The sequence below is a fragment of the Rhodanobacter caeni genome, from assembly GCF_039523575.1.
Lineage (GTDB): Bacteria > Pseudomonadota > Gammaproteobacteria > Xanthomonadales > Rhodanobacteraceae > Rhodanobacter > Rhodanobacter caeni.
Map to the genome: position 1 here is coordinate 144,851 of NZ_BAAAFO010000002.1, position 24,568 is coordinate 169,418.

Below are 24,568 nucleotides of genomic sequence, written 5' to 3' on the forward strand. Positions count from 1 at the left end.
TGGGTAGTGGTCGAAGAGCGTCGCGGCTGAAGCCGCTCCTACAACAGCTGTCGGCGTGGCGTGCGGATCAATCCCACGCCAGGCGGTACCACGCCGACAGCGTGGCGCCCGGCTCAAGCTGTTGCGCCAGGCCAAGATTGAAGGCATCGGGCGGGCCGCTCTGCGGCTCGACGCAGGTGGCATGGGCCGGCTGGTCGTAGACCACCCAGTGATCGCAACTCGACGTCAGCCGCAGTTGCTGCAGGCCGCGCGTGAGCACGACCGGCTGGTCGTTGATGAAGCAATCGTCCCATGGCCCCGGCGGCGGCCCGGCCAGCGGCAGGGTCGCCATGCCTTCGGCGTCGCGGGGGTAGTAGCGCGACGGCTGGAAGTCGAGCCGGTCGGGTTTCAGAAACCAGGGATGCCAGCCCAGGGTGACCGGCATGGCCTGTTCCCCGGCGCTCACCGACAACGTCATGTGCAATGCCCGCTCGCCCACCTCGATGCGCTGGTGGGCGCGGCCGCCGAACGGCCACCGGTGGTCGCGCGGCAACGGCAGCGACATCGCCACGTGCGTGGCCGAGTGGTCGTCCACCTGCCACGGCAGCAGCAGCGCCACGCCGTGGATGGCGTGGTCGCCCAGGTTCACCGGCAACTGGCGCGGCCCCAGGAAATCGAACTTGCCGTTCCGCACGCGGCCGGCCCAGGGCAGCATGGGAAAACTGCCCCAGGCGATCGCCGCCTGGTTGTTCACGCTGTAGTCCACCAGCCAGGCGACGCCATCGAACATCACCTGCGCCACCCGTCCGCCGGCCACGGGCGCAACATCGACCGTCAGCGGCCCGTGCCCGATGCGCAGCAGCGGCCCGGGCGGCAGGTCCGCGGTGACATCCGCGTCCGGTGCTGCCGGCTCAGCCGCCATAGGGGTGCAGCATCACGATCCGGCCCTGCTCGTCGTGCTGCAACTCCGTCATCTTGATCGAGCGCAGGTGCGTCACGCCGCCGGACAACAACGCGTCGTGATAGAACAGGTACCACTTGTCGCCGATGGCGCAGGTGGAGTGATGCGTCGTCCAGCCCACCACCGGTGACAGGATGCGGCCGCGGTAGGTGAACGGCCCGTAGGGGTTGTCGGCCGTGGCGTAGCACAGGAAATGCGTGTTGCCGGTGGAATAGGACAGGTAATACGTGCCCTTGTAGCGGTGCATCCACGGCCCTTCGAAATAGCGCCGTTCGTGGTCGCCCGCCCGCAGCGGCTTGCCCTCCTCGTCGAGGATGACGATTTCGCGCGGCGCTTCGGCGAAGCCGGTCATGGCCGCGTCGAGCCTGGCCACGCGCGGCCCCAGCGCCGGCTCGTCCGCCGCCGGCTCCTCGTTCGCCTCGGCGTAGGTGTTGTCGCGGTATTTCTGCAGCTGGCCGCCCCAGAGGCCGCCGAAATACATGTAGTGCTCGCCATCGTCGTCCGCATAGACCGCCGGGTCGATCGAGTAGCTGCCTTCGATCGCCGTGGGCTCGGGCTTGAACGGCCCCTCCGGCCGGTCACCCACGGCCACGCCGATCTGGAAGATGCCGTCGGCGCGCTTGGCCGGGAAATACAGGTAGTACTTGCCGTTTTTGCGCGCGGCATCCGGCGCCCACATCTGCCGCTCGGCCCAGGGCACGTCCTTCACATGCAGGGCCACGCCGCAATCGACCGCCTCGCTGTCCGGCGACGCCATGCGGAAGACGTGGTAGTCCTCCATGCAGAAGTGGTCGCCGTTGTCGTTGAACGGCACGCCGCCCTCGATGTCGTGCGACGGGTAGATGTAGATCGCCCCGTCGAACACATGCGCGGAGGGGTCGGCGGTGTAGATGTGCGTGACCAGGGGCGAGGAAATCGCGCGCGCCTTCAGCGCCTCGATCTCGGCCGGGGTGGGGTTGTCCGGCACGACGGGAAGAGTGGACATCAGACGGCCTCCTCAGCCAGTTGCCGACGCTGCCCGAGCTCGCGCTCGATGCGCGACTCCATCGGCTTGTTGATCTTGTAGAAGAACAGCAGCCCCACGCAGGCCAGGAACGGCAGCGCGGCGTACAGGCTCACCGACAGGCGGATGCCGTCGACCGTGGCGGCGGCCTGGGTCGGCGCGCCGGCCTCGTAGCCATAGTGGGCGAGGATGCCGGCGACCAGCGCGCCGCCGATGCTCAAGCCCAGCTTCAGGCCGCACAGCATGGCCGAGAAGATGATCGCGGTGGCGCGGCGGTTGTTTTTCCACTCCGAGTAGTCGGCCACGTCGGCGGTCATCGCCCACAACAGCGGAATGGTGATGCCGTAGAAGAAGCCGTGCAGGATCTGCGCGACGAACACCAGCCCGATCCGGTCCGGCGGGAAGGCCAGGAATGCCAGCAGGAACAAGGTGGAGACGAACAGCGCCGCGCCGAACACGTCGCGCTTGCCGAAGCGGTCGGCCAGCCGCTTGGAGAAGCCGATGCCGACGATCATGAAGATGATGCCGCCGGCGTTGAACAGGCTGAACGCGGAGGTCGCCGGATCTTCCGGCCACTTGAACTCGGTCAGGCCGATGCCGGTGAGCAACGCATTGAGGCCGTCGATGAGCCGGTTGAAGCCGATGTCGTGCAGGAACGCCGCCAGCGCCGATTCGTCCAGGTAATACTCGAAGTAATAGACGTAGGTGCCGCCCTTCAGCGCCAGCGTGGTGAACACCATGATGGTCAGCACCAGCATCACCATCCACGGACGGTTGCCGGCCAGGTCGGCCAGGTCCTGGCGGACGCTGGATTTCTGCTCCGGCGCCGGAACGATGCGCTCGCGGGTGGTGAAGAAGGTGATCAGCAGGAACACCGTGCCGACCACCGAGAACAGCAGCATCGCGTTGTGGAAGCCCTGCACCTTGTCGCCACCGCCGAGGATCAGCACCAGCGGAAGCAGCAGCGACTGCACCATCAGCTGGGCGACCATCACCGCCACAAAGCGGTAGGCCGACATGCTGTTGCGCTCGGCCATGTTGCCGGTCAGCACGCCACTGAGCGCCGAGTACGGCAGGTTGCTGGCGGCGTAGACCATCACCAGCAAGGTGTAGGTGGTGGCCGCGTAGATGACCTTGCCGCCCGGCGCCAGGTCGGGCGTGCTGAAGGCCAGCAGCGCCAGAGCGCCGAAGGGGATCGCGGTCCACAGTATCCACGGCCGGAACTTGCCCCAGCGCGAATGGGTGCGGTCGGCCAGCAACGCCACCAGCGGGGTGAACACGAACGCACCCAGCAGGCCGACGACGAAGATGATCTTGGCCGCCGTGCCGGCGGGAATGCCGAAAACGTCGGTATAGAAGAAGGCCAGGAACGTGATCAGCGTCTGGAAGATCAGGTTGGCCGCCAGGTCGCCCAGGCTGTAACCGACCTTTTCCGTGACCGAAAGCCGGTCGGTGGCGCTATGCGTGGTTGTGGATGGTTTCATGATGGAACGCTTCCGCGCTGTCGCGCCTCAAGAGGAGTATCACGCCACCTTCGCCCTCCGCCTGGCGACCGCCGTTGTGTATGGCGGCGCACCGAACGCAGGGCAATCGATGTCGCACATGTGGCGGCCCGCCCGATGCGTCTGCATCGGGCGGGCCGCCGGTGTCGCTGCCGCCGACTACGGCACGGCGGCCTGTTGCATCAGAACGTACCGCGAATCCCCAGGGTGATGGTACGACCTGGCTCGTAGTACTTGTCGACCATGCTGTTCAAACCGAAGTATGACGTGATCGCCTTGTCCGTGAGGTTCTGCACGTTGAGCGTGATCTGCGGCTGGCTGGGCAGGCTGGCCAGCGTGTAGCTGGCCGACAGATCCAGCTGGCCGCGATCGGCGCCGTAGTAGTACGCGAACGGGATGCTGTTCGCATTGGTCGCCGAGCCCTTGGCGCCCTGCTGCCAGTTGTAGGACAGCCGTACCGATGCGCCGTAGTTTTCCCAGTACAGCGTGCTGTTCCACATCTTCGGCGAAACGCCATAGATGTTGCCCGCCAGCGCGCTGGCGTCGTGGCCTTCCGTGGTCAGCTTCAGCTTGGTGTAGTTGGCCATGATGCCCAGGCCTTTCAGGGCGAAGTCCAGCGGCTGCACCCAGGTCGCTTCCCAGCCACGCACGTTCAACGCGGCATTGGCGTTGACCTGCTGCGACACGTTGACGACGAAGTTGTCGTAGCCGCCGTTGGCGTCCACCTGCGCCTGCTGGGTTGCATCCAGCGAGCTGTACGGCACGCCCAGCTGCGCCAGCGTCAGGTGGTTTTCGCCGGTGTACGTGTAGCCTTCCACGCGCTTGTTGAAGAAGGTGAGCCCCACGTAGCCCTCGCCGCCGGTGTACCACTCGCCGCCCAGGTCGAAGTTGGTCGAGGTATACGGCGACAGGTTGGGATTGCCCTGCTTGGCCCGGTCCGCACCGATGCCGGTGAAGGAGGTTGCCGGCAGCATCGCGCTGGGGTTCGGACGGGTCATCGTCTTGGAACCGGACATGCGCACCACCACGTTCGGCGCCACATCCCAGGCCGCGCTCAACGAGGGCAGCCACTCGCTGTAGGAGCTGTCGAAAGTCTGCCACTGACGCACGCCGCCCAGCGTTACCGGGCCGCTGATGTTCTGGTCGGTGGTGGCGTAGCGCACGCCGGCGTTGATGCGCAGTTCGCGATCCCAGACGTCGCTGGCTTCGTTGAACTCGACGTAGGCGGCGCGGTTGATCTCGTTGAAGCTGCCGGTCTGCGCCGTGTTGTTGGTGATGCCACCTTCCGGCGCGCTGTCGCGGTACTGGGCGTAGTCGGTGGCATCCATGAACGGGCCGAAATCGGCCGTGATGAAGCCCGGGCCCGGCTTCAGGTACTGCGGCAGGGACGCATCGGGAATCTGCGAGAACACGTAGCTCTGCCAGGCGGCGCTGTTGTCGAAGCCCTGGATCTTGCGGTAGTTGCTGTCCCAGGCGATGCCGACCTTGACGTTGTTCTTGTCGTCGCCACCCAGTTGCAGATCGACGCGCGCGTTCTTGGTCTTGGTCAGGCGATGCTCGTTCTGCACGTTGACGCGGCCGCCCGTCCACGACCAGCCGAGATTGGGGTCGTTGAGGTCGAGATCCGAGGTCACCACCGGCATGCCGTTGCTGTTGGTGTAGGTGACGTTGGTGAACGGCGACGCCACCAGGATGGTCGGCGAGTCGCGGCGCATCCAGCTGCGGCTGGTACCGCCCTGCACGTCCAGCTTGATATCGTCGTTGTCGCCGAACCAGAACGTGGCGCCCGGGTCGACCTGCCAGTAGTCGACGTTCTCGTTGTAGGGGCGCGCTTCGAGGAAGAACTGCGCATTGCTGAAGGTGGCGTTGGTGACCACGCCATCGTCATCCACCTGCATGTCGATCGGGATCATGCCGTTGGCGTTGTTGTTGCGCGCCACCAGGTTCATGTCGATGCGCTTGTTGGTGCGCTTGGCCTTGCTGTACAGGTAGTCGACCCAGAAATGCGCGCTCTCGGACGGGCGGAATTCCACCGAGCCCAGCAGCGCGTCGCGATCGCGGTTGCCGCGCATGCTCACCGGACGGGGCAGGTAGGGCACTAGGGCGTCGCCGATCTGACCGGTGCTCAGGCCGCTGTTGTGCGCCTGCAACCAGGCCGCGTCGATGGTGTCGCCCGGGGTCAGGCCCGCCGCGATGGTGCTGCTGTTGTCCGGCACCACGTCGGGAATGCGCCAGCGGTTGGACGATGGGCTGCGGCCACAATCGCCACCGCACTGCACGTCGGTCAGGCCCGGGTCGATCCAGCCGCCATTGCCATCTTCCCAGCTGTCCACGGCCATCTTGCCGCGCACCGACGAGACGCCCACCAACACGCCGAAGGTGCCGGCATCGTTGGTCCAGCTGCCGATCACCGAGCCTTGCGGCGCGATCTTGTCGGCGATGCTGTTGTCCGCGGCCTGCAGCGAATAGGTCAGGTGCGTGCCGGGATTGTCGAAGGCGTGGGCGTTGCGCATGTCCACCACGCCGGCCACGCCACCTTCGGGCAGGCTGGCCTTGGGCGTCTTGTAGACGGTCAACTGGGTGAAGAATTCGGTCGGGAACAGGTTCAGGTCGACTTCGCGGTTCTGGTTGGTCGCATCCAGGCCGATCGACGCGGTGGCGACCGAATTGCCGTTGATCGTGGTACGGGTGAAGCTGCTGCCAAGGCCGCGCACGGCGATGCTCAGCCCTTCGCCGTTGACGTCACGGTTCAACTGGATGCCGGGAATGCGGTTAAGCGATTCGGCGATGTTGGTGTCGGGGAACTTGCCGATGTCCTCGGAGAAGATCGAGTCAGTGAAACCGGTGGCGTCGCGCTTGGCCTCGGTGGAGAACTGCAGGCTGTTGCGGTAGCTGCCGCTGACGTTGACCGTGGCCAGTTGCTTGGCTGTCTTCTGCGGATCGGTGGAACTGCCGGCGGCGTCCTGCGCCTGGGTGGCCGGCTGTGCCGGCACGGTTGCATCCTGCGCGTAGGCGCCGCTCATCGCGCCCAGCAGCGCCAGCCCCAGCGCCTGCGACAGCACCGTTCTTGCGATATGTTTTTGCACCGTGTCTCCTCCCGATTTGGGGTTTCGTGTTGTTCTCCCCCCGGAACGCTGGTGCGGCCCATCGCACGCGATGGGCCACGGTACCAGCTCCCGAAGATAGCGCTAACACTGTAGCCCCGCACGCTGCACAGCAACATTCGACGGGCCATGCACGGATGTGGCATAAAGCGGTAAAACAAGCAGTTGTGATGTGATGCGCGAACGATCTCCGCGGACGGTCCGGCCGCATCGGGAGGCGCCCATTGATAGCGCTATCATCCAGCGGACCGGCCCGCGCCGGTCCGACCGCATGAACCGCATGACCTGAACCTCCACGCGCCGCTGCCGCCATGGCAGCGGATCACCAGCCGGAAGGAAACTGACATGGGTGTCATCGACGTCGCCTCATCACCGCCGCCGCAGAAGGTTGGCCGCTACCGCTGGCGCGTCTGCGCGCTGCTGCTGGCGGCCACCACGCTCAACTACATCGATCGCCAGGTGCTGGGCGTGCTGGCGCCGTTCCTGCAGAACCAGATCGGCTGGAACGAGATCGAATACGGCTACATCGTCACCGCGTTCCAGTGCGCCTACGCCATCGGCCTGTTGTGCGCCGGCGCGATCATCGACCGCTTCGGCACGCGCATCGGCTACGCGCTCTCGATCGGCATCTGGAGTCTTGCCGCGATGAGCCACACGCTGGCCGCCAGCGTGCTGGGGTTTGCGCTGGCGCGGTTCGCGCTGGGGCTGGGCGAAGCGGGCAACTTCCCGGCCGCGATCAAGACCGTTGCCGAATGGTTTCCGCGCCGCGAGCGCGCACTGGCCACCGGCATCTTCAACTCGGGCTCGAACATCGGCGCCATCGTGGCGCCAATGGTGGTGCCCATCGTCGCGGTGGCCTGGGGCTGGCAGGCGGCATTCCTGTTTACCGGCGTGCTCAGCGCCACCTGGCTGGCCACCTGGCTGATCACCTACCGCACGCCGGAGCGCCAGCCGAAGTTGTCGCCCGCCGAACTGGCATACATCCAGAGCGATGCCGCCGAACCCGCCACCCGCGTGCCGTGGGCGGCCATCGTCCGCCACCGGCAGGCGTGGGCGTTCATCGTCGGCAAGTTCATGACCGATCCGATCTGGTGGTTCCTGCTGTTCTGGCTGCCGAAGTTCCTGCACAGCACGTATGGCCTGTCGCTGCTGGAACTGGGGCTGCCGCTGATCGCGATCTACGTGACCGCCGATGTCGGCAGCATCGCCGGCGGCTGGCTGGCCGGTTACCTGATCCGTCGCGGCTGGAGCGCCAATCGCGCCCGCAAGGGCGCCATGGCGGCCTGCGCCCTTTGCGTGGTGCCCATCGTGTTTGCGGCCAACGCCAGCCACATGTGGGTGGCCGTGGCGTTGATCGGGCTGGCAACGGCGGGACACCAGGGCTGGTCGGCGAACCTGTTCACGCTGGCCTCGGATCTGTTCCCGCGCCGCGCCGTGGCGTCGGTGGTCGGGATCGGCGGCTTTGCCGGCGCGGTCGGCGGCATGCTGATCGCCACCTTCGCCGGCTTCCTGCTGCAGGCCACCGGCAGCTACGTGCCGCTGTTCATCATGGCCGGCTCGGCGTACCTGCTGGCCCTGCTGGCGGTGCACCTGCTGGCGCCGCGGCTGCGGCCGGTGGCGCTCGAAAGCGCCCCGGCGCGCCCCTGATCGAACAACCCACCGGAGCTTGACCATGGAGATGTCCGCAATAGTCCCGGCTTTCGGTCGATCGGGCTTTCAGGGTGGCGTCCACTGTCCCTCGCAAGCGGCCGATGACCTGGCGCGCGCGGCGATGCCGGTGCCATACGGCGAGGTGGGCGACATCCAGGGGATGATCGCGTGAGCGTGCGCCGGGTTGTCTTCGCGCTCGCGCTGCTGGTGGCCAGCCACGCGTACGCGGCCACCGATTGCGCGCAGCCGGCCGCCGTGTGCGCGCAAGCCGTGCCCGGCGCGCTGCCGCTGATCGAGGCCGGCAAGCCGGCCACCGTCGTGGCCGATGCGCAGGATCACCCCGGCGTGCTGCGCGCCGCGCACGACCTGCAGGCGGACCTTTCCGCCGTGGCGGGCGCGCAGGCGACGTTCACCACCGGCACGCCGGCCGCCGGCCGCAGCGCGATCATCGTCGGCACGCTGGGCCACAGCCCGCGCATCGACCGCATCGTGCGCGACAGGCACATCGACGTGAGCGACGTGAGCGGCCGCTGGGAGGCGTACACGCTGCAGGTGGTCGCGCATCCCGAGCCGGGCATCGACCGCGCGCTGCTGGTCATCGGCGCCGACAAGCGCGGCACCATCTTCGGCATCTACGAGGTGTCGCGCCGCATCGGCGTGTCGCCGTGGACGTGGTGGGCCGACGTGCCGGTGCCGCAGCGCGCGGCGCTGTACACCGCACCAGGGCGCTTCGTGGATGCGCCGGTGGTGCGCTACCGCGGCATCTTCATCAACGACGAGGAGCCCGCGCTCGGCGGCTTCGCACGGGCGCGGTTCGGCGGCTTCAACCACAAGTTCTACGCCCACGTCTTCGAGCTGATCCTGCGCCTGAAGGGCAACACCTTGTGGCCGGCGATGTGGGGCAGCGCGTTTGCCGACGACGACCCGCAGAACCCGGTGCTGGCCGATGAATACGGCGTGGTGATGGGTACCTCGCACCACGAACCGCTGATGCGCGCCCACGCCGAGTGGGCGCGCTACGGCCACGGCCCCTGGGATTACGCGAAGAATGCCCAGGCCCTGCGCACGTTCTGGCGTGGCGGCATCGAGCGCATGGATCACCACGAGAGCCTGGTGACCGTGGGCATGCGCGGCGACGGCGACGAGCCGATGACCCAGGGCACGGCCATCGGCCTGCTCGAACGCATCGTCACCGACCAGCGCAGGATCATCGCCGACGTCACCGGCAAGCCGGCCGACCAGACCCCGCAGGTGTGGGCGCTGTACAAGGAAGTGCAGGATTATTTCGACGCCGGCATGCGCGTGCCCGACGACGTGACGCTGCTGTTTGCCGACGACAACTGGGGCAACCTGCGCCGCGTGCCCAAGCTGGGCGACAAGCGCGGCGGCGGCTACGGCATCTACTACCACTTCGACTACGTGGGCGGGCCGCGCAACTACAAGTGGATCAACACCACGCAAATCGAGCGCACCTGGGAGCAGATGCGGCTGGCCTCGGCCTACGGCGCCAACCAGTTGTGGATCGCCAACGTGGGCGATATCAAGCCGCTGGAATTCCCGCTCAGCTTCTTCCTCGACCTGGCGTGGAACCCGCAGGCGATGACGCTTGAACGATTGCAAGGCTATGCCGCCAGCTGGGCCGCGCAGCAGTTCGGCAGCGAGCACGCCACCGCGATCGGCGAGCTGCTGACCCGTTACACGCAGTACAACGCGCGGCGCAAACCGGAGCTGCTGTCGCCGGACACGTACAGCCTCACGAACTACCACGAAGCCGAACGCGTGCTGGCCGACTGGCAGGCGCTGGCCGACAAGGCGCAGCAGATCGGCAAGGCGCTGGGCAGCACCTACCGCGACGCGTACTACGAACTGGTCGAATACCCGATCCTGGCCAGTGCCAACCTCAACGCCCTGTACGTGGCGGTGGCGCGCAACCGGCTGTACGCGCAGCAGGGCCGCGCCTCGGCCAACGCGTGGGCGGCGGAGGCCAGGCGCCTGTTCGCGCGTGACGCCGAACTGGCGCGCGTGTACGAGCACGACATCGCCGGCGGCAAGTGGGCGCACATGATGTCGCAGACGCACATCGGCTATACCTACTGGCAGCAGCCCGAGCGCAACGTACTGCCGGCGCTGTCGCACGTGGATGTGCCGGCCAAGGGCGTGATGGGCGTGGCGATCGAGGGCGACCCGCGTGCGCTGCCACACGTCGCGCAACGCGCGCAGCTGGCGCCGCTGGAATCGTACGGCGCCGCCACGCAGGACGTGGTGGTGTTCAACCGCGGCGGCGCGCCGTTCACCTTCCAGGCGAAGCCGTCGCAGCCGTGGCTGCAGGTCACGCCGGCCAGCGGCAAGGTCACCGACGCCAGCACGCTGCACCTGGCGGTCGACTGGAAAGCCGTGCCGCCGGGGGCGCACACCGCCGAACTGTATCTGCGCGGCAGCGACGGCACCGAGGTGCACATCGACGTGCCGGTGCGGCGCGACGACACCCGCATGCACGGCTTCATCGAAAGCGGCGGCGTCGTTGCCATCGAGGCCGCGCACCATGCGCGCCAGGTCGATGGTGACGGCGTGCAATGGACCACGATCCCTAACCTGGGCCGCACGCTTTCCGGCGTCACCGCCTTGCCGGCCACGGCGCCGAGCAGCGTTCCTGGCGGCAACAGTCCGCGACTCGAATACCCGATCTGGCTGCAGCGCGATGGCGAGGTGGACGTGCGTGTCACCGTCTCGCCCACGCTGGATTTCCGCGGCGGCGACGGCCTGCGTTTCGGCGTCTCGATCGGTGACGAAGCGCCGCAGATCGTGACGATCAAGCTCGACCCCACGCCGGGCGCGGCGGATTTCGTCGCCTGGAGCAAGGCCGTGGCCAACAGCGTCGACGTGGTGGTGTCGCAGCACAAGGCCAGGGCCGGCGCGCAGACGCTGACGCTGTGGCGCATCGATCCGGGCGTGGTGTTCCAGCGCATCGAGATCGTGCGCGGCCCGCTGCGCGACAGCTACCTGGGCGCGCCCGAGAGCATCCGCCGTTGATCACACCTCCGTTCTCCTCCGTTGCGAGGAGAATGGAGCCATTCCCCACTGCTGATATGCCATCGCCATGAGCCTTGCCGGAAACTCCTCCCAGTCAACGCCGCTCGTCCTCGACGAGAACCGCCTGTTCGCCTCCGACCCCACGCAGCGCGCCATCGCCCACCGCCTGTACGCGCAGGTGGCGCAACTGCCCATCGTCAGTCCGCACGGCCATACCGACCCGGCGTGGTTTGCCGGCAACGCGCCGTTCGTCAACGCGACCGAGCTGCTGCTGGTGCCGGACCACTACGTGTTCCGCATGCTCTACAGCCAGGGCGTGCCGCTGGACGCGCTGGGCATTCCGCGCCGCGATGGCACGCGCGCAAAGGTGGACCCGCGCGCGGCGTGGCGGCTGTTCGCCGAGCGCTTCCACCTGTTCCGCGGCACGCCGTCATCGATGTGGCTGAACCATGTCTTCCATGAAGTGTTCGGCCTGCGCCAGCGGCTGGATGCGGGCAGCGCGGACGCGTACTACGACACCATCACCGGGGCGCTGCAGACCGACGCGTTCCGTCCGCGCGCACTGTTCGAACGCTTCAACATCGAGGTGATCGCCACTACCGAATCGCCGCTCGATCCGCTGACCCATCACGCGGCGATCCGCGACAGCGGATGGAGCGGGCGCGTCATCACCGCCTACCGGCCCGACCCGGTGATCGACCCCGAGCACGAGCAGTTCCCCAGCGCGCTGCAGTACTTCGGCGAGATCACCGGCGAGGACGTCCATACGTGGGAAGGCTACCTGCGCGCCCATCGCCAGCGCCGCGCGTTCTTCGCATCGATGGGCGCCACCTCCACCGACCACGGCCACCCCGACTGCACCACCGCCGACCTGCCGATCGACGAGGCGCGCAAGCTGTTCGACGCGATCGTGCGCGGCCAGTTCACGCCGGCCCAGGCGGCCACTTTCCGCGGCCAGATGCTCACCGAAATGGCGGCCATGAGCCTGGACGACGGCCTGGTAATGCAGTTGCATCCGGGCTGCTTCCGCAACCACAACCAGGGCCTGTTCGACAAATTCGGCCGCGACAAGGGCGCCGACATCCCGGTGCGCACCGAGTACGTGCACGCGCTCAAGCCGCTGCTGGATCGCTTCGGCAACGAACCGAACTTCCGCCTGATCCTGTTCACCCTGGACGAAAGCACGTACTCGCGCGAACTGGGCCCGCTGGCCGGCCATTACCCGTGTTTGCTGTTGGGTCCGGCGTGGTGGTTCCACGACGCGCCCGAGGGCATGTGGCGCTTCCGCGAACAGACCCTGAGCACCGCCGGCTTCTACAACACCGTCGGCTTCAACGACGACACCCGCGCCTTCCTGTCCATCCCCGCCCGCCACGACGTGGCCCGCCGCATCGACTGCGCGTTCCTGGCCAAGCTGGTGGCCGAGCATCGGCTGGACGAGGACGAAGCGGCGGAGGTGGCGGTGGATCTGGCGTACCGGCTGCCGAAGCAGGCGTACAAGCTCTAGGGAAGGTCTGAACAACCTTTGCTCGTCATTCCAGCGAAAGCTGGAATCCAGTGTCTTCAATGAGGTTGCCGAGGCACTGGGTCCCAGCTTGACCGGCCCTTCGGCCGTTGAGGAGCGCCTCGCTGGGATGACGACTTGCTCAGGCCATCCCTGGAACGCCACGACCGGTGACCTTCGCCCGCGATGACTCAACCAAGGCGCACGGACATGTTGAAGACCCTTTTGCAGATGGTGGGCACGGCAGCCCTGGTTGTGGCGGCGCAAGCACAAGCGGCGCCGGCCACCTTGGCCCCCACGCCGCCGATGGGCTGGAACAGCTGGGATTCGTACGGCCTGACCATCGACGAACCGCAGTTCCGCGCCAACGTGGACGCGCTGGCGAAGCGGCTGAAAGCGGCTGGCTATCAGTACGCCGTGGTGGATGAAGGCTGGTATCTGGCCAACCCGCAGGATGCGTCCAAGCCCGAGACGCTGCATTACCGCATCGATGCCAACGGACGCTACGAACCCGCGCTCAACCGCTTCGCCACGGCAAAAGGGGCGGCGGGATTCAAGCCGGTGGCCGACTACGTCCACGCGCAAGGCTTGAAGTTCGGCATCCACATCATCCGCGGCATCGCCAAGCAGGCGGTAAGCGCGAACCTGCCGATCGCCCACAGCGCGTTCCACGCCGTCGATGCGGCCGACACCGGCGACACCTGCCCCTGGAATCCGGACAACTTCGGCGTGAAGGACAACGCCGCGGGCCAGGCCTGGTACGACGCCCTGATGCAGCAGTACGCCAGCTGGGACGTCGACTACATCAAGGTCGACTGCATCGCCTCGCATCCTTACAAGGGCGACGAGATCGCGATGATCCATCGTGCGATCGCGAAGACGGGGCGGCCCATCGTCCTCAGCCTCTCGCCCGGCCCCGCGCCGCTGGAACAAGCCGTGGAACTGGGGCGCAACGCGCAACTCTGGCGCATCTCGCAGGACGTCTGGGACCACTGGGACGACAACGGCGAGTGGTCGCAGAACGTGAAGGCGCAGTTCGCCATGATCGCCAGCTGGGCCCGCCACGTGAAGTCCGGCAACTGGCCCGACGCCGACATGCTTCCGCTGGGCTGGCTGGGTCCGGTGCCCGGCGACGGCCAACCGCGCACCACGCGACTGACCCGCGACGAACAGCGCACCCTGGTGACGCTGTGGTCCATCGCCCGCTCGCCGCTGTTTTTCGGCGGCAACCTCACCCGGCTCGATGACTGGACGCAGGCGTTGCTGACCAACCCGGCGGTAATCGCGATGGATCAGCGCGGCGAAAGCCAGCGGCTGGCGGGACAGCATGGCGACGTCATCGCCTGGACCACGCACGCCGACGGCGCAGACTACCTGGCGCTGTTCAACACCGGCGATGCGGCCACCGCGATAAAGGCCGCGTTTGCGACGTACGGGCTTGCCGGCGGCACGTATGCGGTGCGCGATGTGTGGGCGGCAAAGCGCCTGGGCCAGCTGGCCGGCGTGAACCACACGGTGGCGCCGCACGGCGTTCTGCTGCTCGAATTGCGGCGCTGAGCGACCGCGCGACCGGATTCATGCGCCAGCCCCTGGCGGCTGGCTTGTCGGCCACCGTGCCGTCGTCGCCCGGACGGCTTCACCTCACCTGCGCGTGATCCGCGCGAAGCTCTGCTGGCTGCCGGCCACCCCTTCATGCCGAACGTGATGACGTGCCACGCGCGCCCCGGTTCGGCCCTGGCTTGGCGTGTCTGCAGCGTTTCCTCCCATGCAGGTACCGATGTCGATGGCTCCGCTTCGCTCATTCCCGCCTGGCGTGATCGTGCTCCTCGCCAGCGCGATTGCAGGGCTCGCCCTCGCGCTCTACGCGTATTTCACCCCATTGACCGGTGTGACGGGAACGCTGGGCGCGTTGGCGGTCATCGTGGCCTGCGCGGTGCTGGCGGTGCTGGCGCTGGCGCAGCGTGTCTCCCTCAAGCACGGGGCGCGGGTCACCTTGCGCGTGGCGATCGTGCTGCTGCTTCTGGCCACCTGCTTTGCGGCCTTGCTGCTGCATCGATGGTGGATCTGCGTGGCCATGGGCGTGGGGCTGGCCGGCGTGGTTGTCGAGACGGTTCGTCCTGCCGGCACCAGCCACACGGCACGCGCATGAAGCCGAAGCTCGCCATCGCGACGGTCGCCGTGCTGTTGGTGGCAGGCCCTTCGTCGCTGCGCGCACAGCCGCCCGCCACGCCGGCCGAAGCGGGCAGCGCCGCGCCGCCACAAGCCACGTGGGACAGCTTCCATGGGCAGCTCAACGCGCAGAAGTACAGTCCGCTCACCCAGATCACCGCCGCCAATGTGCAGCACCTGCGGAAGGTGTGGGAATTCCATACCGGCGACGTGTCCGATGGCAGCGGCAAGGTGCCGGCCACGGTGTGGTCGGCCACGCCCATCTTCGCCAACGACACGATCTACATCGGCACGCCCTTCTATCGCCTGATCGCGCTGGACCCGGCCACCGGCAGGCCGAAGTGGAGCTTCGACACGCATACGCCGCTGAAGGCGACCACCCAGCCGGTGCTGAAGAATCGCGGCGTGGCGTACTGGGCCGCGGCAAATCCGGTGCCGGGCGCGCCGTGCCAGAAGATCGTCTACATGGGCACGATGGATGCGCGACTGTTCGCACTCGATGCGGACACGGGCAGGAAGTGCGCCGGCTTTGCCGATCACGGCGTGCTCGACGTCAACCGCTGGAACAACACGCCGAAGAAATGGCCGCTGTCGCTGCTGCAACCGCCCACGGTGGTGGGCGATCACCTGATCCTGGGCTGGGCGGGCAAGGACTGGGCGTACGAGCACGCGCCGGCCGGTACGGTGTGGTCGATCAATGCACGGACCGGTGAGCGCGAGTGGACGTTCGAGGCGCTGACCCCGCAGATGCGCAAGCACAGCGGTACCGCCAACGTGTGGACGCAGATGTCGGCCGATCCGAAGCTCGGCCTGGTCTACCTGCCGGTGTCGTCGCCCTCGCCCAATTTCTGGGGCGGCAACCGCACCGGGGACGCGCCGTACGCCACCTCCACCACCGCGCTGGATGTCGCCACCGGCAAGGTGGTGTGGTCGCGGCAATGGGTGCATCACGACGTGTGGGATTACGACGTCGACTCGGCGCCCACGCTGGTGGATATCACCGTCGACGGCAAGGCCATCCCGGCGCTGATCCAGGCGACCAAGATGGGCTTCCTGTTCGTGGTCAACCGCAAGACCGGCGAGGACGTGTGGCCGATCGAGGAGCGGCCGGTGCCCGGCGGCGACGGCTCGGTGAAGGGCGAGCACCTGTCGCCCACGCAACCCTTCCCGACCTTGCCCAAGCCCTTGCTCGACCAGTCCCGCAAACCCGACGTGTGGCCGCTGGCCGATGCGGTCGGCGCGGGCCAGTGCTCGCGGCTGTGGAACAAGCTGGAATACCGTGGCATGTATACGCCGCCCACCACGCGCGGCGAGGGCACGCTGGCCTTTCCCGACAGCGCCGGCGCGGTGCAGTGGGGTGGCGTGGCGTTCGATCCGGTGAGCCAGACGGCCGTGGTCAATACCTCGCGCCTGGTGCAGTACGTGAAACTCTACGATCGCAAAGCCTACGAAAAGGCCGACAAGGGTTCGGGCAACGAATCGGGCTTCGCCCCGCAGATGGGCGCGCCCTACGGCATGCGCCTGGAGGTGGCGCGCAACTGGCTGGGCATGCCGTGCTGGAAACCGCCGTTCGGCGAACTGGTGGCGTTGGACATGCACACCGGCCAGGTGAAATGGCGCCGCCCCGTGGGCGCCTCCCAGCAATACGGCTTTTTCATGCCCGAAAGCTGGGGCTCGCCCACCATCGGCGGCCCGGCGGTCACCGCCGGCGGCGTCATCTTCATCGGCGCCTCGATGGACGCCAAGGTCCGCGCCTATTCCCTGGCGACGGGCAAGGAGCTCTGGTCCGACCAGGCGCAGGCGCCGGCGGTCGCCAACCCGGCCGTCTACGAATACAAGGGCCGCGAATACGTGGCCTTCGTGGCCGGCGGCAACACCATCCTGAAGGACCAGGTGGGGGATCAGATCGTGGTGTATGCATTGCCCGAGGATTAGCCTGGCGCGCTCCGTAGGCTTCTACAACCGCGCCCGGCTAGTGGCCGGCAAACAGCTCCGCCACACTGCGCGGCGCGTGCTCGCCAAAGAAGCGGCGGTGATTGCTGGCCGTCTGGCGCGCCACGGAGGCGCTACGCGGAAACAGCGCACGCTCATACGCGGCCAATGCCGCCTCGATGTCGCCAGGATGATCGCGAATCGCCAGGCCCAGTTCGGCACCATCGAGAATGGCAAGATTGGCGCCCTCGCCCGCAAACGGTGACATCAGGTGGGCGGCATCGCCCACCTGCGTGACGCCGGCGACGCGATCCCACCGATGGTCCACGGGCAAGGCATGGATAGGCCTCACGATGGGTGCCGTATCGCTGTCCGTGACCAGGGTCCGCAGCTCGGCGGCCCAGCCATCGAACTCGTCGGCGAGCCGGCGCAGCGCGGCGGTCGGCTGGCTGAAGTCGATCGCGTCGAACCATGCCATCGGCTTGTTCAGGGCAACGTAGGTGTGCAGCGCACCGTCCGCGTAGCGATGCGCCAGGATGCCCTTGCCCGGCTCGACCGCCATCAACGTGCCGCTGCCGATGGCCTTCGCGCTGGCCTGGTAGCGGGTATCGCCATCGAACAGATGGGTCTCAATGAAGGTGGTGCCGATGTACGCCGGCACCGCGCTCGACAGAAGCGGGCGCACGCGGGACCAGGCGCCATCGGCCCCGACCAGCAGATCTGCCGTGACCGTCGAGCCGTCCGCAAAGACAAGGTGGTGCGCTCCTTCGGTGCGGCGGCAAGCCTCCTTGAGCCTTCGGCCCCATTGAATGGCGCCGGCAGGAAGCGAATCGATCAACAGGCGACGGAGCGCGCCACGGTCCACTTCCGGCCTGGCGCTGCTGCCCGAACCCGGTTTGTCGAGCAGCACCTGTCCGTCTTTGTCCATCACCCGCTTGGCATCCTCGCCCGGAAGCGCGAGAGCGAGGAAAGCCTCGTACAGGCCCGCGGCCTTCAGTCCGAGCTGGCCGTTGTATTCGTGGATATCGAGCAAACCACCCTGCGCCCGCGCATCGGGCGAGGATTCGGCTTCATAAACCGTCGCGGAAATACCGCTCACGTGCAGGACGCGCGCAAGCGTCAGCCCACCAAGGCCGGCGCCGACGATGGCGATGCGTGGATAGTTCGACGCAGGGGATGAATGAAGTTCTTTGTTCACGGCGCGCTCCGATGACTGCAGCCGCGCGGTTAGACCCGCGACAGTTCGCAGCAAGCTCCGACATATGTCGGGGGAAACGCTGGCCGACCCAGCTCGAACGCATGGGCGGCGTGTGTGCGCCTGTCTGGTCGTGCAACTTGCATGGCGGGCCAGACAGCCGTTTTTCGCGATGATTGAGGACGCACTATCGCACAAGGCGATGGGAAACCCGGAGCCGGCAGGAGCTTGGGCGTTGATCCGTTTGATACGCCAGGTCGCCTGGCCAAGGGAATATGGGCTCCGGGAAGTGGCTCAGAGCTGGTTACAGCAGGGTGTCTATATTCAGATTGTCCCTGACACCATTTTCTCGCGCTGCCAGTTGTTCTTGAGGATACCGTTTGCCCCAGGGCATCGCTCTTCCTTGACTCTCCAGGCCTAACGCTGGAGTTAAGCGGCGGCGAAGCCATCCGCCTCGAATGAATTGTTAGGGTGCACTGGCACGAACTGTCAGCTCCCCACCGATGCGTACGTCACGACCATACTTGAATGTACGGGAAGCGACAATTGCTTTGTCACAGACTAGCGTTGCACGATGACCCTTGCGCGATGGGTTGACGATGATGCTCTCACGAAAGTCCCCCAGAACTGCTCGTTGGTCTGGGTTTGCGGTAGAGCCAACGGGAGCTACCGACAGCTGGCAAGGCGTATCGCCCGGCGTTGAGCCAACGGCGTAGAAGAAGCCATCTGCAGGGCCGAACCAATGCGCGCAGCCAGATAGGAGTGAAAGAAGAAGTATGGCCGCCGAGGTACTTCTCATGTGCGCCCTAACGCAGAGCTAAGCCGCGCCGGCCATCGAGACACTAGGAAACATGACGCGCTGTCCCCGGCGTCGGCTTGAGCGCCTTGTTGGGCTGGCCCCGTCCTGAGCCGGCCATCGATTTACGGCCGACCAAACTCAACCTCACCTATTTTTGATTCCCCACCCTCAGACGCAACAACAACGGTAATGGCTTCACTGTATACATCGCCACCAATGCTCACATAGGCCCAGCCAACATCATCAGGTCGCTTACCGGGCCAGCTTGACATGGTTTGGCCTACGTCAATAGGACCGATTTGGCCCCAGTCGGTAGGTACAATGTTCTCAAATGCGGTTCGCAGCTGTTCGGCAGTAGTTCGCTTACGGTACTCTTGGCTCGTCATTGCGTAAGCCTTTTGGTATTCACGCGCGGCCAATGACTTAGTGAACTCCAGCGCAATTTGTTGGTAGCTAGATGTATTCCCAGATGACATTTTTGGCTCCTCCTTTGAACAGCCGGCGATAACGATGGCCACTACAAAGAGGGTGGCCAAGAAAGAAAGGTGAGTATTCATCGTCATAATTGCGGCCCAACACCTGAGTTAAACCGACTTGGCCCGCGTAGCGGGACAAGTTCGGCTTGAACGAATAGTTAGGGCGCCGGCGACAGAACTACCTGAGCCCGTTGCAGGAACTGTACGCCAGCCGATTGCCACGCAGGGCTTGCCCAGAGACAACTCGGCAATGGGCCGCCCAGTGGAAGGCCGCCAGCCTGCGGCTTGCACCTGGAGTTCTCGGGAACGAAGCTGCGGCGCGACGGCCTGGTGCGGCAGGCTTGCGCGAGCAAGGTAACGTTGCTGCGACCACACACCGACCATGGGATGCCTCAGCGAGCGCCCTAACGCTTGAGTTAAGCGGCGCGCGGCTTTTTCGCGCGTCCGCTTGGACGAGATGTTAGACGGTTGCGACGCTGCATGCTCGGGCGACAACGACTGCCACGACGAACGCACCGCTTGAGCAACCGACTCCCCCAAAACTGCCAGCTTTGAATGCCCAGGCTTGCGACGATGCCGCGCGAAAAGTTGCTGCGGCGACGGACGACAAGCCAGCGCGACGCTGGGCGAGACACACCACACGAAGAGCCCACACGATCTACCGACTAACGCTTGAGTTAAGCGGCGCGCGGCTTTTCGCGCGTCCGCTTGGACGAGATGTTAGACGGTTGCGACGCTGCATGCTCGGGTGACAACGACTGCCACGACGAGCGCACAGCTTGAACAACCGACTACCCCAAAGCTGCCGGCTTTGAATGCGCAGGCTTGCGACGATGCCGCGCGAAAAGCTGCTGCGGCGACGGACGACAAGCCAGCGCGACGCCGGACGAAACACACCACACGAAGAACCCACACGAGCTACCGACTAACGCTTGAGGTAACCGGCGCAAACCCGCGCAGCGGGTTTGCGTCCGGTTGACCGAACTGTTAGCACTCACTCATTGATTTGAGTGGACCGCTCAATACGCGGCCCCTCGCCGCTGATCAACCTGAGGCGAAATGTGTTTGGGCCTTGGGGCCGAATCTCTATGTCGGTCTCGCCCATTGGCTCACCAAGCGGATTCTTTTCTTGTTTGACCGAGAACATGTGGTTGCCAGCAGATAGGTAAAACTCGAAACGCTGACTAGGCTTGAGCATAACCACGTTTTTGCCGTCCACTGCGACGATGGCACCGACAAAACTACCCATGAAGCCGGCGTCGCGAATGAGTAGAACTGGAAGTGTACGGCTGGCTGACGGTGCCTGCAGCTCGGGAGCGATCACCTGCGCCGCTGGGACCGGGTGAGATGCACTGCGCGTGACGGGCGTGGTGGAACAACCAGCTAACGCGACGATGGCGAACAAAAATGCAACACGTTTCATGATTCTCCCCTGTGAGTGCTAACGCTGGAGTTAAGCGGCGCGCGGCTTTTTCGCGCGTCCGCTTGGACGAGATGTTAGACGGTTGCGACGCTGCATGCTCGGGCGACAACGACTGCCACGACGAACGCACAGCTTGAACAACCGACCGCCCCAAAACTGCCAGCTTTGAATGCCCAGGCTTGCGACGATGCCGCGCGAAAAGTTGCTGCGGCGACGGACGACAAGCCAGCGCGAAGCTGGGCGAAACGCACCACACGAAGAACCTCCACGAGCTACCGACTAACGCCCGAAATCAGGGGCGCTAACCCGCGTAGCGGGTTTGCGTCCGCTGGATTGAGTTGTTAGCGCACACACTTTATTGGCAAGAGATTTGTGCCGCCCTCTGAGTAATAGCGGCCGTGATAGTCCAACTTGAGCGAACCATCGCCAAGAATCTTTAGAACGCTCGGAAACTTGACATAGCCATCGTTGGACGCTTCGTGAAGAACGATAGCCGAATCTTTTTGCTCCCATGTGCCCGAAGCCTCCCCCCAACGCCCGACGTCGCCGTTGAGTGTAAACACATACGACGCATCTGGGTTGAGCTGCAGCGCGAAACTGTTGTAACGAAGGCCGTCTGTACTGGCATAGCAACGCTCCGGCGCAGTGCGCGCTGAACGAGGCGGCGATGCGGAGCAGCCCGAAAGGACAAGAAGGCCGCAGAGTAAATATGAAGCTCGCATGTGTGCGCTAACGCTGGAGTTAAGCGGCGCGCGGCTTTTCGCGCGTCCGCTTGGACGACGGGTTAGGCCTACCCGCAGAACTTTTTGGAGAGGCCCGCTGTACCTCGTACGGACTAGCTCGCAGCGGAAACGCCGCAGGCGGGTAATACGAAACCCAATACTCTGCCGGACCATGACAAGTTTGCAAGAACCACTGCTCACCACGAAAACCGTTGTTACCAAAGACTGTTGTGCCAACTTTTGTGAGCGAGGTGGTGCACGATGGCCCAAGACTGGTCTTGATGAGGCCCAGCCAATTGGATTCGAGCGTGTCCGATGCTGCCGCTGACCGAGCAGGAAGCGATAACGCCAGAGCAAGAACGAAGATTCGCGTTGCGATGCTCATAAGGCCTAACGCCTGAGTTAAGCCGCGCCGCGAAGCGGCGTCGGCTTGGACGAATTGTTAGGCCGCAGCCCCACTGCCCAACTTACGGCGATTCTGGCTGAGATGCCTTGGAACCGAGTTCTTGCGCTAGAAGGGGGGCGAGGTCTCTACCCCCGGTTACCGGAGTCGCCTTGGCGCACATGTCCGTGGCGGGGCCACCCAGCCATTGCTCGTACGGGTCCGTCTTGATGGTAGCGAAATCGGCCCACTCTGCCTTTGCTGCGGTGCCGATATGCACCTGCCCACAAAGCATGTAGCTGCGCGTACCCGTATCCGTCTCACGGAAGCGCAGGTTCACCTGCCGAAAGCCGTCCGGCTTTGGGCCGTGAGACGCGAAGTCCGAAATCGTGTACGCGGCGATAGCGTCCTCTAGGCCCTCAACATAGGAGTTGTTTCCTTGCGCGGCCGCGACTGTGGAGGCGCTGAGCAGCAAGGCGAGGGCCAAGGGGCGGGGCTTGAAAAGCTGCGGCATCGGGACTGTCCGTTATGGTGGAGTAAAGCAGCTGTGGGCGCGCCGCAGACGTTTCAATGCGGCCTAACGCTGGAATTAAGCGGCGGCGGAGCCGTCCGCTTGAATGAAAAGTTAGGAGCTTACGGGACGAGCGCAAGTCCTACTGGAAGCAACATAGCAGCGGACATAACGTGTCAAATCGCTTTGCTGCTATTTTTGCCGCAAATTACTAATAGAATTATTAGCCCAATGAATACCCCTAACGCATACACAAAGAGGCTAAATAACAGTGCAAACAAGTAGCTTATGGGTTCTTCGCTGTAGCAGTAGATGCCTCCGGAATGGCCAAACCTATCGTAGGCTACCGCACACCCCTCACTGGCTCGACTTATTGCTATAGCAACCCGCGACGCAACGTACAATATCCATGCAAGCGGCAACCACGATAGAAAAAACTTCTCTAAGCGAACATGTTTGTTGATGTAAGGAAATAAAAGAAGTGCAGTGTACGTAGCCATTCCAAAGAAGGCCATTGCTAAAGACAGGGCGGCTAATGTATTTGCGAACTCCTGCATAGTCTGCTAGATGTGCCTTATAGATCGTTAGAATGAGTGAATGTGTGCTGACGCCTAACGCTAAGTAGACCCCAAAAATCGGGTGTTGCACACAGTATGCGGCGGCTGGCTTGGCCTCACAACCAACGAAATCCGCCGGGATATCGGGCCTGGCCCGGAGACTTGGGCCGACGGGTCAACTATTCCACGGTGTTATCCAGCAGCTTTGGTGGCGTATGAGTTACGCAGGCAAAAGTGAGGTGTAACACGGAGGAAGAACACGCTGATTTCGAGCACGGACATGCGCGACGGGGTGGCTTCGGGCTGACGGCGTGATTTGTCTATCATCGCCGTTGCACCCGCGCATTTCCGCAGCTCGGCCATCACCGGAGCCACCATGACCCACCGACGCACTGCCCTTCGCCCGATTCATGCCGCGGCATCCGCCCTCGTCCTGCTGCTGGCCGCCTGCGTGCTGCCGGCGCGCGCCGCCGATGCGCCGACCACGACGCTGAAGCAGGCGTATGCGCACGACTTCCTCATCGGCACGGCGGTGAATGACAGCATCGTCAGCGGCAAGGATGCGGCGTCGCGGGCGTTGGTGCTGAAGCACTTCAATGCGATCACGCTGGAGAATGCGATGAAGGCCGAGGTGGTGCATCCCTTGCCCGAGCAGTGGGATTTCAAGGCGGCAGATGCGTTTGTGGAATTCGGCCGGAAGCACCACATGTTCGTCGTCGGCCACACGCTGGTGTGGCACAACCAGACGCCGGAGTGGTTTTTCCAGGACGACGCCGGCCAACCGCTGCCGAGCAAGCAGCTGGCCAAGCGGATGCGCCAATACATCGAGAAGGTGGCCGGCCGCTATGCCGGGCGCGTCGACAGCTGGGATGTGGTGAACGAGCAGATTGGCGATGACGGCGCGTACCGCGACACGGCATGGGTGCGCGGCATCGGCGATGGCGACGAATTGATGCGGCTGGCCTTTGCCAACGCGGCGCGCTACGCGCCGGACACGGAGTTGTACTACAACGACTTCAATGCGTGGCGACCGTCGAAGGTCGCGGGCATCGTGCGCATGGTGAAGATGCTCAAGGCGCATGGCATCCGCATCGACGGCGTCGGCATCCAGGGCCATTGGGGCCTGGATTATCCGTCGCTGGCCGACATCGAGGCGGCGATCGACGCGTATGCCGCCGCCGGGGTCAAGGTGTCGATCACCGAGCTTGACGTGGACGTGCTGCCGCTGACCAAGGAGGGCCAGATCATCGGCCAGGGCATGACCCATCCGCAGTTCCAGCTGCCGGAGTTCAAGAAGTTTCTCGACCCCTACCGCGATGGACTGCCCGCCGCCGTGCAGCAGCAGCTGACCGACCGCTACGCGGAGCTGTTCGCCCTGTTCCATCGCAAGCGCGACAAGCTGGCGCGCGTGTCGGTATGGGGCGTGAGCGACGACATGTCGTGGAAGAACGGCTACCCCATCCCCGACCGCACCAACTACCCGCTGCTGTTCGACCGCGATCGCCAACCCAAGCCGGCGTTGGACGCGGTGCTGGCGGTGCCGTTGCGGCATTAGGTCGCAGTGCTGCGCCAAGTGCGTGCGGCGCCGGGCAAAAGCGCGCCGCAGCGCGCGCGGGACTGGAAAAAGTCGTATAGGAATGCGTTGGCGGCGCGGGTATACAGAAGGAAT

Annotated in this window: 16 protein-coding genes; 8 read left to right on the forward strand and 8 right to left on the reverse strand. The window is 65.2% G+C overall.

Annotated elements, in window-relative coordinates; genetic code table 11:
- Nucleotides 1–67: 67 nt before the first annotated feature.
- From ABD017_RS05245 to ABD017_RS05260, 4 genes are all read right to left on the reverse strand, one after another.
- A complete protein-coding gene (locus tag ABD017_RS05245; RefSeq protein WP_343880903.1) occupies nucleotides 68–901 on the reverse strand; it encodes an aldose epimerase family protein in 834 nt (277 codons plus the stop codon).
- Nucleotides 891–1,907, reverse strand: a complete 1,017-nt coding sequence (locus ABD017_RS05250) for a glycoside hydrolase family 43 protein (protein ID WP_425543694.1) — start codon at nucleotides 1,905–1,907, stop codon at nucleotides 891–893. Before ABD017_RS05250 ends, ABD017_RS05245 begins: the two co-directional genes overlap by 11 nt.
- 17 nt (nucleotides 1,908–1,924) lie before the next feature.
- Nucleotides 1,925–3,427 carry an MFS transporter gene (locus ABD017_RS05255; RefSeq protein ID WP_343880908.1) on the reverse strand — a complete coding sequence of 501 codons (1,503 nt, stop codon included), beginning with the start codon at nucleotides 3,425–3,427 and terminating at the stop codon, nucleotides 1,925–1,927.
- A gap of 200 nt (nucleotides 3,428–3,627) precedes the next feature.
- Nucleotides 3,628–6,531: a TonB-dependent receptor gene (locus ABD017_RS05260; protein WP_343880910.1), complete on the reverse strand. Its 2,904-nt coding sequence runs from the start codon at nucleotides 6,529–6,531 to the stop codon at nucleotides 3,628–3,630.
- A gap of 363 nt (nucleotides 6,532–6,894) precedes the next feature.
- Between ABD017_RS05260 and ABD017_RS05265 the strand changes: the two genes are divergently transcribed.
- From ABD017_RS05265 to ABD017_RS05295, 7 genes are all read left to right on the forward strand, one after another.
- Nucleotides 6,895–8,196, forward strand: coding sequence for an MFS transporter (locus tag ABD017_RS05265; RefSeq protein WP_343880912.1), 1,302 nt, complete (start codon nucleotides 6,895–6,897; stop codon nucleotides 8,194–8,196).
- 25 nt (nucleotides 8,197–8,221) lie between these two features.
- The gene (locus ABD017_RS05270) at nucleotides 8,222–8,371 is read left to right on the forward strand and encodes a hypothetical protein (RefSeq protein ID WP_343880914.1); all 150 of its coding nucleotides are present in this window, start codon (nucleotides 8,222–8,224) and stop codon (nucleotides 8,369–8,371) included.
- A complete protein-coding gene (locus ABD017_RS05275) occupies nucleotides 8,368–11,229 on the forward strand; it encodes a glycosyl hydrolase 115 family protein (protein ID WP_343880916.1) in 2,862 nt (953 codons plus the stop codon). The genes ABD017_RS05270 and ABD017_RS05275 overlap by 4 nt, the downstream gene beginning before the upstream one ends.
- Before the next feature lie 67 nt (nucleotides 11,230–11,296).
- Nucleotides 11,297–12,736 (forward strand): glucuronate isomerase, encoded by a 1,440-nt coding sequence (gene uxaC / locus ABD017_RS05280; protein ID WP_343880918.1) that lies wholly within the window; start codon nucleotides 11,297–11,299, stop codon nucleotides 12,734–12,736.
- A gap of 207 nt (nucleotides 12,737–12,943) precedes the next feature.
- A complete protein-coding gene (locus ABD017_RS05285; protein WP_343880920.1) occupies nucleotides 12,944–14,290 on the forward strand; it encodes a glycoside hydrolase family 27 protein in 1,347 nt (448 codons plus the stop codon).
- Between the two features lie 262 nt (nucleotides 14,291–14,552).
- Nucleotides 14,553–14,882 (forward strand): hypothetical protein, encoded by a 330-nt coding sequence (locus tag ABD017_RS05290; RefSeq protein ID WP_343880922.1) that lies wholly within the window; start codon nucleotides 14,553–14,555, stop codon nucleotides 14,880–14,882.
- Nucleotides 14,879–16,837 (forward strand): pyrroloquinoline quinone-dependent dehydrogenase, encoded by a 1,959-nt coding sequence (locus ABD017_RS05295; RefSeq protein WP_343880924.1) that lies wholly within the window; start codon nucleotides 14,879–14,881, stop codon nucleotides 16,835–16,837. Before ABD017_RS05290 ends, ABD017_RS05295 begins: the two co-directional genes overlap by 4 nt.
- Before the next feature lie 37 nt (nucleotides 16,838–16,874).
- On the opposite strand, the gene ABD017_RS05300 is transcribed toward ABD017_RS05295, so the two are convergent.
- From ABD017_RS05300 to ABD017_RS05315, 4 genes are all read right to left on the reverse strand, one after another.
- Nucleotides 16,875–18,032, reverse strand: a complete 1,158-nt coding sequence (locus tag ABD017_RS05300) for an FAD-dependent oxidoreductase (RefSeq protein WP_343880926.1) — start codon at nucleotides 18,030–18,032, stop codon at nucleotides 16,875–16,877.
- Nucleotides 18,033–18,950: 918 nt separating this feature from the next.
- Nucleotides 18,951–19,385: a hypothetical protein gene (locus tag ABD017_RS05305; RefSeq protein ID WP_343880928.1), complete on the reverse strand. Its 435-nt coding sequence runs from the start codon at nucleotides 19,383–19,385 to the stop codon at nucleotides 18,951–18,953.
- Between the two features lie 913 nt (nucleotides 19,386–20,298).
- Nucleotides 20,299–20,727 carry a hypothetical protein gene (locus ABD017_RS05310; RefSeq protein ID WP_343880931.1) on the reverse strand — a complete coding sequence of 143 codons (429 nt, stop codon included), beginning with the start codon at nucleotides 20,725–20,727 and terminating at the stop codon, nucleotides 20,299–20,301.
- Nucleotides 20,728–21,916: 1,189 nt separating this feature from the next.
- The gene (locus tag ABD017_RS05315; RefSeq protein WP_343880933.1) at nucleotides 21,917–22,345 is read right to left on the reverse strand and encodes a hypothetical protein; all 429 of its coding nucleotides are present in this window, start codon (nucleotides 22,343–22,345) and stop codon (nucleotides 21,917–21,919) included.
- 930 nt (nucleotides 22,346–23,275) lie between these two features.
- Between ABD017_RS05315 and ABD017_RS05320 the strand changes: the two genes are divergently transcribed.
- The gene (locus tag ABD017_RS05320) at nucleotides 23,276–24,454 is read left to right on the forward strand and encodes an endo-1,4-beta-xylanase (RefSeq protein ID WP_343880935.1); all 1,179 of its coding nucleotides are present in this window, start codon (nucleotides 23,276–23,278) and stop codon (nucleotides 24,452–24,454) included.
- Nucleotides 24,455–24,568: the final 114 nt, after the last annotated feature.

Coding starts and splice junctions, on each gene's coding strand:
- ABD017_RS05255 (WP_343880908.1), bottom strand. CDS start 3,427: ATGAAACCATCCACAACCACGCATAGCGCCACCGACCGGCTTTCGGTC.
- ABD017_RS05310 (WP_343880931.1), bottom strand. CDS start 20,727: ATGAAACGTGTTGCATTTTTGTTCGCCATCGTCGCGTTAGCTGGTTGT.
- ABD017_RS05285 (WP_343880920.1), top strand. CDS start 12,944: ATGTTGAAGACCCTTTTGCAGATGGTGGGCACGGCAGCCCTGGTTGTG.
- ABD017_RS05305 (WP_343880928.1), bottom strand. CDS start 19,385: ATGAATACTCACCTTTCTTTCTTGGCCACCCTCTTTGTAGTGGCCATC.
- ABD017_RS05315 (WP_343880933.1), bottom strand. CDS start 22,345: ATGCCGCAGCTTTTCAAGCCCCGCCCCTTGGCCCTCGCCTTGCTGCTC.
- ABD017_RS05270 (WP_343880914.1), top strand. CDS start 8,222: ATGGAGATGTCCGCAATAGTCCCGGCTTTCGGTCGATCGGGCTTTCAG.
- ABD017_RS05295 (WP_343880924.1), top strand. CDS start 14,879: ATGAAGCCGAAGCTCGCCATCGCGACGGTCGCCGTGCTGTTGGTGGCA.
- ABD017_RS05320 (WP_343880935.1), top strand. CDS start 23,276: ATGACCCACCGACGCACTGCCCTTCGCCCGATTCATGCCGCGGCATCC.
- uxaC (WP_343880918.1), top strand. CDS start 11,297: ATGAGCCTTGCCGGAAACTCCTCCCAGTCAACGCCGCTCGTCCTCGAC.
- ABD017_RS05265 (WP_343880912.1), top strand. CDS start 6,895: ATGGGTGTCATCGACGTCGCCTCATCACCGCCGCCGCAGAAGGTTGGC.
- ABD017_RS05245 (WP_343880903.1), bottom strand. CDS start 901: ATGGCGGCTGAGCCGGCAGCACCGGACGCGGATGTCACCGCGGACCTG.